This window comes from Enterococcus montenegrensis, assembly GCF_029983095.1.
Taxonomy (GTDB): Bacteria; Bacillota; Bacilli; order Lactobacillales; family Enterococcaceae; genus Enterococcus_C; species Enterococcus_C montenegrensis.
This window is the reverse complement of record NZ_CP120467.1, coordinates 2,113,373-2,129,195: the sequence shown is the minus strand read 5'-3', so window position 1 is coordinate 2,129,195 and position 15,823 is coordinate 2,113,373. Positions and strand designations below refer to the sequence as shown.

Sequence of the window (15,823 nt, the reverse complement as noted above, 5' to 3'; positions counted from 1 at the left end):
TAGTTTGTCAACTATCGTTAGTAGTTTAAACAGCTTTATGGTAAAATAGCCGCGAGGAGGGGCTTTTATGAAACGGCGGGATTTAACACCGAAAAAAATCATTTTGAGCTATATTGCATTAGCAGAAAAGATGGGCTTAGCCCAAGTAACATTTCCCCGCTTAGCTGAAGCGTTAGGGATTAAACCACCATCTTTATACAATCATTTTAAGAATTTAACGGACTTAAAAGTTCATACTGCGATTTTTCTCCATGAAAAATTACATGAATATTTGATCACGCAATTGATGGGCAAGACAAAAGAAGCAGCCTTATTAACCTATGGTGAGTCTTATCGGACTTTTGCTTTGAAGTATCAAGCGGTTTATGAATTGTTAAATACGATTCCAAGCTTCAATAATGACGCACTCCTTTTAGCAGGGCGGAAAAATACAGTCTTATTGTCCCAGCTCCTTTCTTCTTTTGGATTATCTGAAGAAGAAGTCTTGATGGAAAGTCGAGGATTTCGTAGTCTTCTTCATGGCTATGTTAGTTTGAGCCAGTTAGGTTATTTTCAAAATGCGATGCTGGATGCAGATGAAAGTTTTGTCGCAGTATTAGTACAATTTGTTGAAACGATTGAAAAAAAAGCTGAAAATAGCCATCATTAAGTTGAAATACTTTCGTAAAGTTTGCGGCATAATTTGGCTAGAGGAATAAGCTAGGTAGAAAATTACTTACTCATGCAGTTAGGGTAATTTTTAGCTTGAAGGATTAATTAGGGGTAATTTTACATTAGCGCAGCAATACAGCAGATAATAAAATGATGACGTATATTTTTTATTGGTTTTGCGATTAGAGTGGTACTTTTTTATAAGCCAGATAAAATTTTTTATCTCTTTTAAGGGGCAAGAAGGCTTTGGTCATAGAGCTGATCTTTTCTCAGTTTAAAAAATCGGAATGCAAAAGGACTATTTCTGCTAATTCCGATTTTTTTTCATGCCTTTTTCTGTTTAAGTCTGTTACAATAGAAAAGTAAAAACTGTATTAGTTTTATTTTGCAAAGTAAGGGGGAGAAACGATGAAAATCACCTATCACGGTCATTCCGTAATCGCTGTCAAACTAGAGGATGGTACGGATTTATTATTTGACCCATTTATTACTGGTAATCCTAAAACAGATTTAGTAGCAGAAAAAGTACAAACAGATTATATTTTGGTAACTCATGGACACGAAGATCACATCGGAGATATGGTACCGATAGCAAAAAATTCAGATGCGACTATTATTGGCATGGTGGAGTTATGTGCTTTTGCCAAAAAGAATGGTGTAAAGCACACGCACGGTATGAATATTGGTGGCAAATTTGATTTTCCTTTTGGTCGGGTGAAGATGGTCCACGCCCAACATAGTTCCGGTTATGAAGTTGACGGCCAAATGCTTTACTTGGGGGAAGCGGCGGGCTTTATTGTTCAAGCAGAAGGTAAAACGATCTATCATGCAGGAGATACTTCAAACTTTGGCGATATGGCACTTTTTGGGGCCGCTTTTTCAATAGATGTCGCTTTTTTACCCATTGGGGACAATTTCACGATGGGGCCTACTGAGGCAGCGTCGGCGGCGAAACGATTAAATGCCAAACAAGTAGTGCCGATTCATTACAATACTTTTCCGTTGATTGAACAAGATCCTAAAGCCTTTGCAGCTCTTTTACCAGCTGGAGTGGGCAAGGTGCTTGAAGTGGGAGAAAGTATGACTTTATAAGAAATGACAAAGAGGTTAATAAGCGCTGTGTAGAAAATTTTACACCGTAACTAGGAGTGGGAAAATGGCGACAAAACATGATTTAATTTTGGCTCATATTGAAAGCTTGCCAGTGGGGGACAGAATTTCTGTCCGCGGGATTGCCAAAGCACTAAATGTTAGTGAAGGAACTGCCTATCGGGCGATCAAAGATGCTGAAAATATCGGTTTAGTTTCAACGATTCAACGAGTTGGTACCATTAGAATTGAACGGAAATTAAAGAAAAACATTGAACGCTTAACCTTTGGTGAAGTTGTCCAAATTATTGAAGGGGATGTTTTAGGCGGTAAAGCCGGTTTAAATAAGGTTTTACATAAGTTTGTGATTGGTGCCATGAAAGAAGATGCGATGGCCCGTTATATCACGCCGGGTTCTTTGATGATTGTTGGTAATCGCGAAGGTGTGCATCGTTTGGCCTTAAAAGAAGGTGCGGCCGTTTTAATTACCGGTGGCTTTGATACTACAAGTGAGATTTGTCGGCTAGCTGATGAGGTGGAAATGCCAATCTTGCGGACAACTTATGATACTTTTACTGTGGCAGCGATGATTAATCGTGCTTTAAGTGATCAATTGATTAAAAAAGATATTATGTTAGTGAGTGATATTTTCACGCCACTAGAAAAAACATCTTATTTAGATATCACTGCGACGGTTAAAGATTATAAGCGTTTAGCCGAAAGTACAACGCATTCTCGTTTTCCAGTCGTTAATAAAAATATGCGCTTGGTGGGGATTGTTACGCCAAAAGATATCTTGGAAAAACAAGATAATCAAGCGATTGAACGGGTCATGACAAAAGAAATCAGTTACGTTAAGCGGGAGATGAGTGTGGCTTCTGTCAGTCATCAAATGATTTGGGACGGCCTAGAAGTTATGCCGGTTGTATCTGATGACTTAGGGTTAGTAGGGCTTGTTTCCCGCCAAGATGTCATGAAGGCGATGCAACTTGTGCAGCGGCAACCACAAATCGCCGATACCATTTCAGATCAAATTACCGGCGATATTCAGTTAGTAGACCAAGATAATGAAGGCCATAAATTGGACAAACCCTATTATACCTTTACGGTCACGCCGCAAATGGTCAATGAGGTGGGAACGATTTCTTTTGGCGTTTTAAATGAAATTGTTGCCAATACAGCAAAGCGTGCTTTGTTGCAACAACAACGGCGCAACACTTGGATTGAACAAGTGAATATGCATTATTTGCGTCTAATCCAATTAGAGAGTAAAATAGCGATTCATACCCGCATGTTAGAGTTGGGGCGGCGGAGCGCGAAGTTGGAAATTGAAGTTTATTTAGAAAATACATTGGCGGCCTTGGCGATCGTTACTTGCCAAGTTTTAGAGCGACCATAAGTTAAGGTGAGAAAATGAATATCAGACATGAAATTTTAAAAGCAATTGAAGAATACGATCGAATTATTATCCATCGTCATATGCGACCAGATCCCGATGCATTAGGGTCACAAGTTGGTTTGGCGGAAGTTCTGCGTGCCAGTTTTCCGACAAAAGAAATTTATCAAGCCGGTGGTCCGGTTGAAGGGTTGAACTATTTGGCAGAAATGGATGAAGTAGCAGATGCGCTTTATGAAGGGGCATTGGTAATCGTCACTGATACGGCCAATTCTCCGCGAGTTAGTGATCAGCGTTATGCCAATGGTGCAAAATTAATTAAAATCGATCATCATCCTAATGATGAGCCTTATGGAGATTTAGTTTGGGTCAATACCAAGGCCAGCAGTTGTAGTGAAATGATTGCAGATTTTGCTTTTTCATTTCCTGACGTGTTAAAAATTAGTGTGGCAGCGGCACGATTATTGTATGCTGGAATCGTTGGCGATACTGGGCGCTTTTTATATCCAGCGACCACTTCTTATACGTTAGAAATTGCCGGTAAATTACTGGATTTTGGTTTTGATGCAGCCAAGCTAAATCGTGAGTTGCAACAAATTTCCCTGAAGGTAGCCAAGCTTTCTGGCTATGTTTATGAAAATATTGAAGTGGATGAAAACGGCGCAGGACGGGTTATTTTACCCCAAGAGTTATTAGATAAATTTAGTGTGGTAGATTCAGAAACTTCCCATGTTGTATCTTTACCTGGAACAATTGATGTCACGCTAGCTTGGGGGATTTTCGTCCAACAACCAGAAGGCTATTATCGGGTACGTTTACGTTCAAAAGGTCCAGTAATTAATGAAATCGCTAAACGCCATCACGGTGGCGGGCATCCTCTAGCTAGCGGTGCCAACGCCAAAGACTTAGCAGAAGTTGCTGAAATTTATCAAGAAATTCAGGCTGCTTGTCGTAAGTATATCAAACAGTAAGAATCACCTTCCTTTTTAGTACAAATAAAAAATACACCTGCTAATTATCGCTACGTACCAAATGGCCGAGTGATAAAAGTTGCAGGTGTATTTTTTTGTTTAAAGTTTTGATATGCGCTAGCTGATTAGTCTAAATCTAATCCCAAAGTCGTATTGTAAGCTTCTTCGTTGTGCTCACATTGATCCATTCCCTGCAACTCGTCTAATTCAGAAACCCGCAATGGGATGAATTTTTTGATAATACTGATGATGATAAAGCTCATCGTACCTGCAAAGGCAATGGTGATAACAATACTAAGAAGTTGTGCTACGAATAAATCTGTTTGGCCAAAAATTAAACCGCTGCGTCCGCCAACACTAGGGTCAGCAAATATACCTGTTATAATTCCACCAAAAATTCCTCCGATACCATGACAGCCAAAAGCATCTAAGGCATCGTCAAAGCCAAGTTTTTCTTTCACAAAACGAATACCATAATAACAAACCGGGCTAACTAACACGCCAGTTAGTAATGCCGACTGCATGGAGATAAAACCTGCACCTGGGGTAATAGCCACAAGCCCGACAACAGCCCCGGTACATGCACCTACGATTGATGGTTTGCCATTCACCAATTTTTCTAATCCCATCCATGAAAGCATGGCAGCGGCAGCTGCCGTGTTGGTGGTTAATAAAGCGTGAATTGCTAGGCCGTCTGCTGCTAAAGCACTACCGGCGTTAAAGCCAAACCAGCCTAACCATAACAAGCCGGTACCTAAAACAATAAATGGAATGTTATGAGGAATATGTTCGACTTCCTTTCGTTTACCTAAAACAATCGCTAAAACTAAACCAGAAATACCAGAACTGATATGAACAACATTCCCACCAGCAAAATCAACAGAGCCAATTTGATCTAAGAATCCACCGCCCCAGACCATATGAGCCATTGGTGCGTAAACAACAACTAACCAAACAGCTAGAAATAAGAAGATAGCGGAAAAACGCATTCTGCCTGCGACGGAACCTGTTAAAATGGCTGAAGTGATCAGAGCAAACATCATTTGAAACGCAGCGAAAAGACCCTCTGGAATACCGTCACCTTTTATCATGGAGACATGCTGGAAAAATAGTTTATCTAAATTTCCAATAAAAAGGCCAGTGCCGCTAAAAGAAAGGCTGTAACCAATTAAAATCCAAATGACTGAAGCTAGTCCCAATGTACAAATCGACATCATCATTGTGTTTAAAATATTCTTCTGACGGGAAAGCCCACCATAAAAAAAGGCTAAAGCAGGGGTCATAATGAAAACTAAACCGGTACAAATAATGATAAAAGCAATATTTCCTGTATTCATTTGCATTCCTCCATTTCTTTATGTTAGAAATCGTAACACGTCATTTTACTGATTTCCAGTATTTTGTGGCAATTTTAGAAATTTTCTGAAAATTAATTACTGTTTGTGTTAGGAAATATTACATTAACGAAGGATTTTTAAGTATAAAACAAGATAAGCACACAAAAAGACACTTTATTATCAAACTAACGTGTCTTTTTGATAATAAAGTGCAGAAATTTTTATTGCAGTAAAACAGGGCGATTTATCCCCGTAAATCATCGAGAAATTCGGTTTTACTGACAGTTTTTTCGTCTTTTGTTTTAATGACTTTTGCAGGCGAACCAGCAACAACGCTCATAGCTGGAACATCTGCTGTTACGACTGAACCAGCTGCCACAACCGCCCCTTTGCCAACGCGAACGCCTTCTAAGACAACGGCGTTTGCGCCAATCAAAACATCGTCTTCAATTACAACTGGATCTGCTGAAGGTGGCTCTAAAACACCAGCTAAGACAGCTCCAGCTCCAATATGCGCGCGTTTTCCTACAGTTGCGCGGGCACCTAAGATTGCGCCCATATCAATCATAGTTTCTTCGCCGACCACAGCTCCAATATTAATTACAGCCCCCATCATGACTACCGCATTTTTTTCAATTACCGCCTCATCGCGAATAAAAGCACCAGGTTCGATTCGGGCATCAACTTTGGTTAAGTCCAGTAATGGGACTGCAGAATTGCGCCGATCGTTTTCAATGTAGAGATCTTCAATTTTTTCAGGATATTTTTTCAAGAATTCCTGAATGTCTTGATTATCCCCAATGAGTACCCAAGAATTATAATCACCAAATATTTTTATTTTGTCGTGGCTTAAACCACCAAAATTACCGCGAACATAAGCTTTTACCGGCGTTTTTTTCTCGGCATCTTTAATATATTTAGCTAGTGCATAAGGATCAGTAAAGTGTAAATCTGACATTTTTTAACCTCCTAATAAATTATTTTTTAGGCCAATAAATCTTGCATACTATATAAGCCCGCACTTTGCTTTAATAAAAATTCCGCTGCTTTTAGGGCACCGTTAGCAAAAATGTCGCGGGATAAGGCAGTATGTGTAAACTCTAAAATCTCATCTGAACCGGCAAAAATTACCGTATGCTCACCTGGAATACTGCCACCTCTGATAGCGTGAATTCCCATTTGACTTAAAGGATTTTCTAAATCATTGCCAGCTCTGCCAAAAAGATAGTCCTTTGGTTTAGTTAAGGAATCATTAATACTATCGGCGAGTAAAAGTGCTGTACCACTAGGAGCATCTTTTTTCTGGTTATGATGTTTTTCGATGATTTCAATATTAAAATCGTTTTCTAAAGCAGGGGCCACAGACTGTAAGGCTTTAATTAAAACATTGATCCCTAACGACATATTGGCAGAATAAAACACCGGAATAATTTGACTTGCTACAGGCAACATGGCTTTTGTATCATCTGTTAGCCCGGTTGTAGCAATAACGATGGGCAAATTTTTAGCAACACAGCTGTTGATTAAAGCAGGCACGGCGCTGTAATGAGAAAAATCAATCACGATATCTATTTTTTCGACTACATCAGCTGCAGCAGCATAAACGGGAAAATCGGCCTCTTTATCTAAGGTGTGGTCAAGACCTGCGACAACTTGTAAATCTGGATGTGCTGTAATTAATTTTTGCAAAACTTGCCCCATTTTGCCGTGACAGCCACTCAATAACACATTTTTCATGGAAAACTCCCTTCAACATTTAATCTTAAAGCTTGAAATAAGAAAAGCTGAACCAAAAGGCACAGCTTTTTTAATTGGTAATCGACATGTTAAAGTAAACCGTAGTTTTTCATTTCGGTCTTTAATAATTCTAACGTGTCTGGTTCGGGTTTGTCTAATGGAAGGCGATAATTCAGGTCACATTTTCCTAAAAGATTAACGGCGGCCTTAACAGGGACAGGATTCACTTCTTTAAAAATAGCTTGGATTAAAGGAAGTTGCTCAATTTGGGTTTTTTTAGCAGCTGTTATATCCCCTTTTAAGAAGGCATGTACCATTTGGGAAGTTTCAGCAGGTAAAATATTGGCGATAGTTGAAATGACACCTAAACCGCCAACCGATAAAAACGGTAAGACTTGATCGTCATTGCCCGAATAAACGGCAAAGTTATCATCGGCCAGACCACAAATTTCCACCACCTGAGAGATGTTGCCACTGGCTTCTTTAATGCCAACAACATTCGGAAGTTCTTTTAATTTTGCTACCATAGCAGGGCTTAAATTTAATCCTGTTCTTGCCGCAATGGAATATAGAATAATCGGAATGTCGACGCTGTTGCAAATTGCTTCATAATGTTTTATTAGGCTACTGTCTGTGGCTTTGTTGTAATAGGGCGTAACGACAAGCAGTCCATCTGCGCCTACACGCTGGGCTTCTTTTGATAAGTGAATGCCATGTTGCGTATTATTTGAGCCAGTACCACCAATAACAGGGACGCGTCCGGCAGCTTGTTTTACAACTGTTTCAATTACTGCAATATGTTCTTCATCTACCAGAGTAGAGGCTTCACCGGTTGTGCCACAGGCAATGATCGCGTCAATTCCCTGTGCAATTTGCCAATCCACGAGTTGTTTTAACTTATCGAAATCTACCGTTTGATCTGCTTTCATTGGGGTAACAAGGGCAACGCCAGCTCCTGTAAAAATTGCCATATTAACACATCCTTTTTTAAAATATTTACTTTCTAGTTTTTTCTAGGTAAAATAGAGAGAAATTAAGAAAATATTCAGAAAATATTTTTTATACGGAATTTTCAACTATTTACAAAATAATATACTATAATAGCAAGAAATAGCCAAGTTTATTCTGTAAATAATGAATATTTTTGCAAATGTAAATAATAAGAAAATTGACAGAAAAACAATTTCTTTAAAAAAGAGAGAATAAAAGTTGCTATGACGTGAATTTTTACCAAATAAAAAAACAGCGATCAAAATTAAGCTGTTAGACCATTTTTGATAAAAATTGCAAAAATGATTTATACAGTTAAAAATGTGAACGAGTAAGTTCATCATGAAAAAACTACCTGTGGAATTGATTTGATTAAAAGTCAGGTTTAAAACTTCAAAAGAGGGTGAGTCAAAATGGAAATCCGTAAAGAAATCATAGCGTTATTGCCAGAAGTAACGAAATTCCGTCAAGATCTACATCAAATCCCTGAATTGGGCTTACAGGAATTTAAAACCTGTCAATATTTAAAAGGGGCACTAGCTAGTCTTGGTGTGAGGGAAGTCCATGAAGTTTTAGATACGGGCTTAGTGGCTGTTTTTCGTAGCGGCAAGCCAGGAAAAACTTTAGCTTTTCGGACAGACATTGATGCATTGCCGATAACAGAAGAAAGCGGCGTCGCATTTTATTCCCAACACGAAGGACGAATGCATGCGTGTGGCCATGATGGTCATATGGCGACGATGTTAGGCTTTGCAAAGTATTTAAGTGAGCATCCAGATGAAATAATCGGAACGATCGTTTTGATTTTTCAACCGGCTGAAGAAGGCCCTGGTGGTGCGCAGCTGATGATTGACGCGGGTGTTTTGGAAAAATTTAAAGTGGAACAAATTGTAGGTTTACACGTTTTTCCAGATTTTGAAGAAGGCGTTATTGCGTGTAAAAAAGGTGGTATGATGGCCCGCAATGGTGAAGTTAATATCACAGTCTATGGTAAAAGTGCCCATGGTGCCCAACCGCAACAAGGAGCTGATGCAATTTTAGCAGCTTCGGCAATCATTCAAGGCCTGCATTCAATTGTTTCACGTAATTTAAGCCCACTTGATTCAGCTGTCTTAACGTTTGGCGAGATTCATGGTGGAGACGCAATGAATATTATTCCCGGAAAAGTAGAACTTCATGGTACAACCCGTGCATTTTCAGATACAGTCTATGACAAATTAACCAATCGGGTCACAACTTTAGCGAACGATATCGCACAAGCTTATGATTGCCAAGCTGAAGTTGATTTTAATCATATGTATCGCGTCGTAGATAATGACGCCCAAATGGTGGATGCTTTAAAAGTGGTGGCAGGAGATAGTTATCTTGAATCTGCACCTTATTTATTAGCAGAAGATTTCTCAATGTTCCAACAAAAAATTCCCGGTCTCTTTTTCTTTGTCGGTATTCGCAATGAAGCCAAAGATGCTATATATCCGCTGCATAGTAACAAATTGCGTTTTGATGAAAAGAATTTATTAGGCGGTATTCAATGTTACGTGGATTTAATCAGGGTTTTAAATGAAAAAGGGGCGTGAAAAGATGTTTCTAGGTACAAGTAAAAATGGTCATCTTTATTGGGATGGCTGTGACATGGTTAAATTAGCTGAAAAGTATGGCACACCGTTATATGTTTATTCCGAAAATCTAATTCTAAAAGAATGCCAGGCCCTAAAAGAACAGTTTTTAGATAAATATCCCCATACGCGGGTAGCCTACGCGAGTAAAGCCTTCAATACGATTGCGATGTTGCAATTAATCAATCAAGAAAATTTGTCTTTAGATGTGGTTTCTGGGGGGGAATTATACACGGCAATCGCTGCTGATTTTCCAGCAGAAAAAATTGAATTTAACGGAAACAATAAGTCAGTGGCAGAATTAGAAATGGCGATTGATTATGGCGTGGGGCGAATTATTGTGGATAGTTTACAAGAAGTGGACTTGATTCAAAGTATTTGCCGCAAGCTGCATAAGAAAGCACAGATCATGTTTCGCATTACCCCAGAGGTCAATGTTAAGACCCACGCTTTTATTTCAACTGGGCAAAAAGATTCTAAATTTGGGATTCCCTTAGCACCAGAAATTTTATACCCACAAATTGAAAAAGTGTTCGCTTCAGAAGAGTTGGAATTTTACGGGTTTCATTTTCACGTGGGAAGTCAATTAAGTGATAATAGTGCTCATATCGCAGCTTGCAAAGTTGCCTTGAATTTAATGCTTGAAGTGAAAAAACGCTACGATTATCAAATTAAAGAGTTGAACTATGGCGGCGGGTTTGGCGTTTGTTATACCCAAAAAGATGTGCGCAAACCCTATCATTACTTTTTAGATCCAGTCATGGCATTGACCAAAGAATTTTGTCAGGAAAATAATTTAATCGTCCCAGAAATCGTAATTGAACCCGGTCGTAGCATTGTCGCCGAAGCGGGGATTACATTGCATACGATTGGCGCGATTAAAGAATTACCTGGTTTAAGAAAATATGTCAGTATCGATGGCGGTATGACCGACAATATCCGCCCAGGACTTTATGAAGCGGAGTATACGGGGATTGTAGCCAATAAAGTTGACGAAAAACTGAGCCAAAAAGTAACAATTTCTGGTAAAGCCTGTGAAAGTACAGATTTATTGGTGAAAGATTTATCCCTTCCAGAAGTTGTTGCAGGCGACATTTTTGCAACCTTTACAACCGGAGCTTACGGGTATTCAATGGCGAGTAATTACAATAAATTACCATTACCCGCAGTCGTTTTTGTTAAAGATGGCCACGAACAGGTGGTCGTAAAACGACAAACTTATGCTCAAATGATTCAAAATGAAGTGAAAAGATAACTAAGGGGGCAAGCAGATGGAAATTCCTTTTGTCAAAATGCAAGGAGCGGGCAATGATTTTATCATCATCAATAACCTTGCGCTACACTTAAGTAAAAACGAATTAAGCCAACTTGCTAAAGGCGCATGTCGTGCGCATCTTTCATTAGGAGCAGATGCGCTCATGGCAGTAGACAAAGCCAAAGCAGGGGGCGATTTTCGCATGCGTTTTTACAATGCTGATGGTACTGAAGCAGAAATGTGTGGCAATGGTGCCCGGTGTATTGCCCGATATGCTTATGAAGAAAATTTAGCTCCAGCAGAAATGAAAATTGAAACGATGGCCGGAATGGTACCCGCTTGGCACTTAAATAAAACGACCTATAAAGTGCAATTAAATGATGTAACGAGATTTGAAGAAAAAAACTTTGCTAAAAAGACGGTATATTATGTTGAATTAGGCAATCCTGCTATTCCTCATTTGGTGATGGCTGTTTCTAATTTAGCTGAAAAAGACTTAGCTGATTTGCGACCATTAGCCAAACAACTGCGTAACTGGCAAGAATTGCCCAAAGGTGCGAATGTTAATTTTTATGAGATTGTAGAAGATGTGGTAATTGTTCGTACTTATGAACGAGGGGTAGAGGATTTTACTTTAGCCTGCGGCACAGGTTCAGCTTCTGTAGCCTACGTTGTAAAACAGCGGCAAAATCAGTTTAAAAATCCGGTTGCATTAAGAACATTAGGTGGTAAGCTAGAAGTGCAGGTACAAGCCAAGCAACTTTTTCTAACCGGTGGTGCAGCTTGGATCGCAAAAGGAGAATTAAGTGAAGAAGCGCTTTGTTCGGATAAAATTTAAACAGAAATTTGGTGGAATATGTTAGAAGCAATTATTTTTGATATGGATGGCGTACTGATTGATTCAGAATATAGCTATTTTGAAGCCAAAGACAGTATTTTAAAAGATGAAGGAATCACTGTTCCCAGCAGCTATCACAGTAAATTCATGGGAACTTCTTACCAATACACTTGGGAAACTATGAAAAAGGAACTAGCACTGCCACAAAGCCCAGCTTATTATAGCGCTGAAATGGTGAAGCGCCGGCAAGAAATAGTAAAACGAGATGGTACTAAGCCAATTAAAGGAGCTGCGGCCTTCGTTAAAGGATTAAAAACGGCAAAAGTGAAGTTAGCAGTGGCATCTTCCTCACCGTTAAGTGAGATAGAAAAATCGTTGACAGAAATTGGGATTTATCAGGACTTTGAAGTAATTACAAGTGGCGAAGAAGTTGAATATTCTAAGCCCGAACCAGATGTTTACTTACTAGCAGCAAAACGCTTAGCCGTCACACCACAAAATTGTGTAGCGCTAGAAGACTCACCCAATGGCAGCATTGCCGTAAAAAAAGCTGGAATGGTGGGAATTGGGTTTGCCAATCCAGATTATCCCCAATTGGACTTAGCTTCTGATTTTATCGTCACGACATTTTCAGACTTGGATTATGAGAAGTGTCAAAAAATTTATCAAAAATTCCATAAATAAACAAACGTATCACCACAGGATGTAAAAAAACGTAAAAATCAGCTAAGCAGCCGATTCTTACGTTTTTTATTTTTGTCGTTCTTGTTTAATAGATACGGTGTTATTTTTATTTGTATTTTCTGCAGCAGCATAGTTTTCAAAGCGTTTGAAAAGACGTGCTTCAAATTCATTTCGAGGCGTGAAAGTTTTGCATTGCTTTTCTTTGCTAGTTTTTGTTTGTTTCAAAAAAATCAACTCCTATATAAATTTATGAAAAAATAATTTCCTTTGTTGTTGTTATCTTAGCAAGAACCCTTGTTATATAAAAAGGTTATGCTCAAAAATTATAGTTTTATTTAAAAAAAGTAAGATAACTTGATTGCCATCAAGTACGCTGTTGATTTTAACCGTTAAACTAAGGGCAAGTTAAAAAATAAATTTTACTTTTTTGTCAGTTAGGGCCACTTTTATAATTTCGCTTGTAACAAGCTATCATCAGGAAATTTGGCGGAAGTTGTTTAGTTTTTGCTGACAAAAGACAAAATAGGAGGAGAGAGTATGAAATATCAACAAAAGGTTTTGCAGCATAAAAACCAACTCGCTTTTTTAGGGGGCGTTTTGATTAGTCTGGCTTTTATTAGTAAGCTCGCACATTTTACAACCGCTTATAGTCTTTTCATGGCACTAGCTGCGATTATAGGCAGTTTGCCAATTTTTATCCTTGCGTATCAAGCATTGCGGGTAAAAGTCATTAGCATCGATTTATTGGTGTCAATAGCAGTTATCGGTGCTTTTTTGATTGGAGAATATAATGAGTCGGCTATTGTGACGTTTTTATTCTTATTTGGCAGTTGGCTGGAACAAAAAACGTTGGCTAAGACCCGTTTGGCGATTAAAACACTCACGCAAATGGCACCTACGACAGCTTTTGTCATAAAAAATGATGAAATTAGCGAAGTGGATGTGGATGACGTTGAAATTTTTGATCAGTTATTGGTTAAAACAGGAGGTCAAGTACCTGTTGACGGCATTATCACCTCAGGAGAGGGCTATTTAAATGAAGCCAGTGTCACCGGCGAAGCTAAATTTGTGCACAAAGAAGCTGGAGCTACTGTTTTTGCCGGCACCTTTTTAGAAAATGGTACGTTGCAAATAGAAGCACAAAAAATTGGTGAAGATACGACCTTTGGCAAAATTATTGAATTAGTCGAAGAAGCCCAAGATTCCAAGTCAAAGGCCGAACGCTTTATTGATCGTTTTGCGAAGTTTTATACACCATTTGTTTTACTTTTGGCTCTAGTTGTAGGACTGATTAGCTGGAATTTATCCTTGGCTATTACCATTTTAGTACTCGGCTGCCCGGGAGCATTAGTCATTGGCGTACCTGTTTCCAATGTGGCTGGAATTGGCAATGGGGCCAAATTTGGGGTCTTGTTAAAAGGCGGCGAAGTTTTAGATACCTTTAGCAAAGTAGATACTTTTGTTTTTGATAAAACCGGCACGTTAACGGCAGGAAAACCCACAGTTAGTGGGATTTACAACTATTATGGTGATAAAGCAGAAAATTTGCGCCTATTAGCTAGCGTTGAAAGACAATCAGATCACCCGCTAGGACAAGCTGTTATTCAGTTTGCAGCTCTTGCAAGTTATTTACCGGTGGAAAAAACAGTTGTCTTAAAGGGTCGTGGTATTAAAGCTAGGATAAACAATCATGAGGTGTTAGTCGGCAACGCCCAACTACTACAAGAAGCAGGGATAAGGATTGATGCAGCCGCAAAAGATCAAAGTTATTTACAAGAAAGTGGTCATTCATTAGTTTATTTGGCACAAGATGGAAAGTTATCACAGCTGTTAGGTATTAAAGATCAAGTGCGTCCGAAAGCCCAAAAAACACTTGCACAGCTAACGCAAATGGGGGTAAAAAATTTAGTCATGTTGACCGGTGATAATAAAAAAGCGGCTGAGATTGTAGGAAGACAATTGGGAATCACTGAAGTTCACGGCGAGCTCTTACCAGCCGAAAAAGCAGATTTTATCACCAAATTGCAAAAAAATGGTCATAAGGTGGCGTTTGTTGGAGACGGGGTTAATGACAGTCCTTCTATCGCCCTAGCAGATATTGGAATTGCAATGGGGAATGGGACCGATGTTGCTGTTGAAACTTCGGATGTGGTTTTAATGAACTCTGATTTTACCAAACTAGTTCATGCGTATGCTTTAACGAAAAAAACAGTTTGGAATATGAAGGAAAATATTGCCATTGCGATTGGAACGGTAGCTTTTTTATTAGTCGGTTTAATCTTTGGGTACATTTACATGGCCAGTGGTATGTTGGCTCACGAATTAAGTATTTTAGTCGTGATTGCAAATGGTATGCGCCTATTACCATTTAAAGTAGGAAAACTTGATAGCTATCAAGTTTCTAATCCAACAGAAGTTTTACAATAAGTACCATAAAACATAAAAAGGAGAATGTCTGATGGAAAAAGTAATTATTCAATTAGGGGCGCTAACTTGCCCATCTTGTCTACAAAAAATCGAAAGTGCGGTCAGTCAAAAGGCAGGAGTAAAAAAAGTAAAAGTTTTATTTAACGCCAGCAAAGTTAAAGCAGAAATTGATCCAAAAGCAGTAAGTGGCAAAGCACTAGCAGATACAATCGAAAAATTAGGCTATGAAGTGCAATCTATTAAAGTGAAGGAAGACTAAATTATGAATGCAGCAGAAAAATATCAAGCAGAATTAATTCAAAGTGAAAAAGACCACCATACACCAACAGCGGGGGCCATGAGTGGACACATCTTAGCTAACTTGTTTATCCAACGTAATAAATTACGTCAAATAAATTACTATTTAAAAGGGCCTGGCAAAGCTTTTAGTGTTGAAATTGCCGCTATTATCAAAAAAGAAGACGAATTATTTGACCGTTTAAATCAATTGTTGTTAGATGAAGGTCAAGTCATTCCCACGACAACAGCCGAATTTACGCAATATACGATGTTAGAAGAAAGCGGACAATTAAAATATGAAGAAATAGATTCCATTTTATTTTCCGCAGTGCAAGATTTTAATACGCAAAATTTATTTGTGGTACGTGGGATAAAATTGGCTGAAAAAGAAGAAAAATTTGCTTTAATGCAATTTTTGCAAGATTTATACGGTTGGTTAAAAGGACAGAGTCGTCTTTTTCAAAGTTTTATCGGTCATGACGCATTAGAAGGTTTACTGCTAGAAGATGACGATGACGACGACTAACGTTTAATTAGCTCCAAAAAGGAGGAG

Annotated in this window: 16 protein-coding genes; 11 read left to right on the top strand and 5 right to left on the bottom strand. The window is 38.8% G+C overall.

The features are described from left to right. Positions 1–67: 67 nt before the first annotated feature. From P3T75_RS10245 to P3T75_RS10230, 4 genes are all read left to right on the top strand, one after another. Positions 68–649 carry a TetR/AcrR family transcriptional regulator gene (locus tag P3T75_RS10245; RefSeq protein WP_282461511.1) on the top strand — a complete coding sequence of 194 codons (582 nt, stop codon included), beginning with the start codon at positions 68–70 and terminating at the stop codon, positions 647–649. A 410-nt stretch (positions 650–1,059) separates the two neighbouring features. Further along, positions 1,060–1,743, top strand: coding sequence for a metal-dependent hydrolase (locus P3T75_RS10240; RefSeq protein ID WP_282461510.1), 684 nt, complete (start codon positions 1,060–1,062; stop codon positions 1,741–1,743). A 64-nt stretch (positions 1,744–1,807) separates the two neighbouring features. Beyond that, the gene (locus tag P3T75_RS10235) at positions 1,808–3,139 is read left to right on the top strand and encodes a DRTGG domain-containing protein (RefSeq protein ID WP_282461509.1); all 1,332 of its coding nucleotides are present in this window, start codon (positions 1,808–1,810) and stop codon (positions 3,137–3,139) included. A gap of 14 nt (positions 3,140–3,153) precedes the next feature. Continuing rightward, positions 3,154–4,107 (top strand): DHH family phosphoesterase, encoded by a 954-nt coding sequence (locus tag P3T75_RS10230; protein ID WP_206905804.1) that lies wholly within the window; start codon positions 3,154–3,156, stop codon positions 4,105–4,107. A gap of 125 nt (positions 4,108–4,232) precedes the next feature. On the opposite strand, the gene P3T75_RS10225 is transcribed toward P3T75_RS10230, so the two are convergent. From P3T75_RS10225 to dapA, 4 genes are all read right to left on the bottom strand, one after another. Continuing rightward, positions 4,233–5,444, bottom strand: a complete 1,212-nt coding sequence (locus tag P3T75_RS10225) for an ammonium transporter (RefSeq protein ID WP_282461508.1) — start codon at positions 5,442–5,444, stop codon at positions 4,233–4,235. A gap of 244 nt (positions 5,445–5,688) precedes the next feature. After that, positions 5,689–6,402, bottom strand: coding sequence for a 2,3,4,5-tetrahydropyridine-2,6-dicarboxylate N-acetyltransferase (gene dapD / locus P3T75_RS10220; protein ID WP_206905808.1), 714 nt, complete (start codon positions 6,400–6,402; stop codon positions 5,689–5,691). A gap of 26 nt (positions 6,403–6,428) precedes the next feature. Next, positions 6,429–7,181, bottom strand: a complete 753-nt coding sequence (gene dapB, locus P3T75_RS10215; protein ID WP_230709995.1) for a 4-hydroxy-tetrahydrodipicolinate reductase — start codon at positions 7,179–7,181, stop codon at positions 6,429–6,431. An 89-nt stretch (positions 7,182–7,270) separates the two neighbouring features. Beyond that, positions 7,271–8,152 (bottom strand): 4-hydroxy-tetrahydrodipicolinate synthase, encoded by an 882-nt coding sequence (gene dapA, locus P3T75_RS10210; protein WP_282461507.1) that lies wholly within the window; start codon positions 8,150–8,152, stop codon positions 7,271–7,273. 432 nt (positions 8,153–8,584) lie between these two features. Here dapA and P3T75_RS10205 point away from each other — a divergent pair, with 432 nt between their 5' ends. The 4 genes from P3T75_RS10205 to P3T75_RS10190 are packed head-to-tail and all read left to right on the top strand — an operon-like array spanning position 8,585 to position 12,564. Further along, the gene (locus P3T75_RS10205; RefSeq protein WP_282461506.1) at positions 8,585–9,748 is read left to right on the top strand and encodes a M20 metallopeptidase family protein; all 1,164 of its coding nucleotides are present in this window, start codon (positions 8,585–8,587) and stop codon (positions 9,746–9,748) included. Positions 9,749–9,752: 4 nt separating this feature from the next. Further along, positions 9,753–11,042: a diaminopimelate decarboxylase gene (lysA, locus tag P3T75_RS10200; protein ID WP_282461505.1), complete on the top strand. Its 1,290-nt coding sequence runs from the start codon at positions 9,753–9,755 to the stop codon at positions 11,040–11,042. Between the two features lie 16 nt (positions 11,043–11,058). Continuing rightward, positions 11,059–11,880 carry a diaminopimelate epimerase gene (gene dapF / locus P3T75_RS10195; protein WP_282461504.1) on the top strand — a complete coding sequence of 274 codons (822 nt, stop codon included), beginning with the start codon at positions 11,059–11,061 and terminating at the stop codon, positions 11,878–11,880. Between the two features lie 18 nt (positions 11,881–11,898). Continuing rightward, positions 11,899–12,564: an HAD family hydrolase gene (locus P3T75_RS10190; RefSeq protein WP_206905826.1), complete on the top strand. Its 666-nt coding sequence runs from the start codon at positions 11,899–11,901 to the stop codon at positions 12,562–12,564. A 66-nt stretch (positions 12,565–12,630) separates the two neighbouring features. Here P3T75_RS10190 and P3T75_RS10185 read toward each other — a convergent pair whose 3' ends face one another. Continuing rightward, positions 12,631–12,789, bottom strand: coding sequence for a hypothetical protein (locus tag P3T75_RS10185; RefSeq protein ID WP_282461503.1), 159 nt, complete (start codon positions 12,787–12,789; stop codon positions 12,631–12,633). A gap of 312 nt (positions 12,790–13,101) precedes the next feature. Between P3T75_RS10185 and P3T75_RS10180 the strand changes: the two genes are divergently transcribed. The 3 genes from P3T75_RS10180 to P3T75_RS10170 are packed head-to-tail and all read left to right on the top strand — an operon-like array spanning position 13,102 to position 15,796. Then, positions 13,102–14,991, top strand: coding sequence for a heavy metal translocating P-type ATPase (locus P3T75_RS10180; protein WP_282461502.1), 1,890 nt, complete (start codon positions 13,102–13,104; stop codon positions 14,989–14,991). A gap of 31 nt (positions 14,992–15,022) precedes the next feature. Then, on the top strand, positions 15,023–15,250 hold the full coding sequence (locus P3T75_RS10175; RefSeq protein WP_206905834.1) for a heavy-metal-associated domain-containing protein: 228 nt from the start codon (positions 15,023–15,025) through the stop codon (positions 15,248–15,250). 3 nt (positions 15,251–15,253) lie between these two features. Next, positions 15,254–15,796, top strand: coding sequence for a ferritin-like domain-containing protein (locus tag P3T75_RS10170; RefSeq protein ID WP_282461501.1), 543 nt, complete (start codon positions 15,254–15,256; stop codon positions 15,794–15,796). The last annotated feature ends 27 nt before the right edge of the window (positions 15,797–15,823 follow it).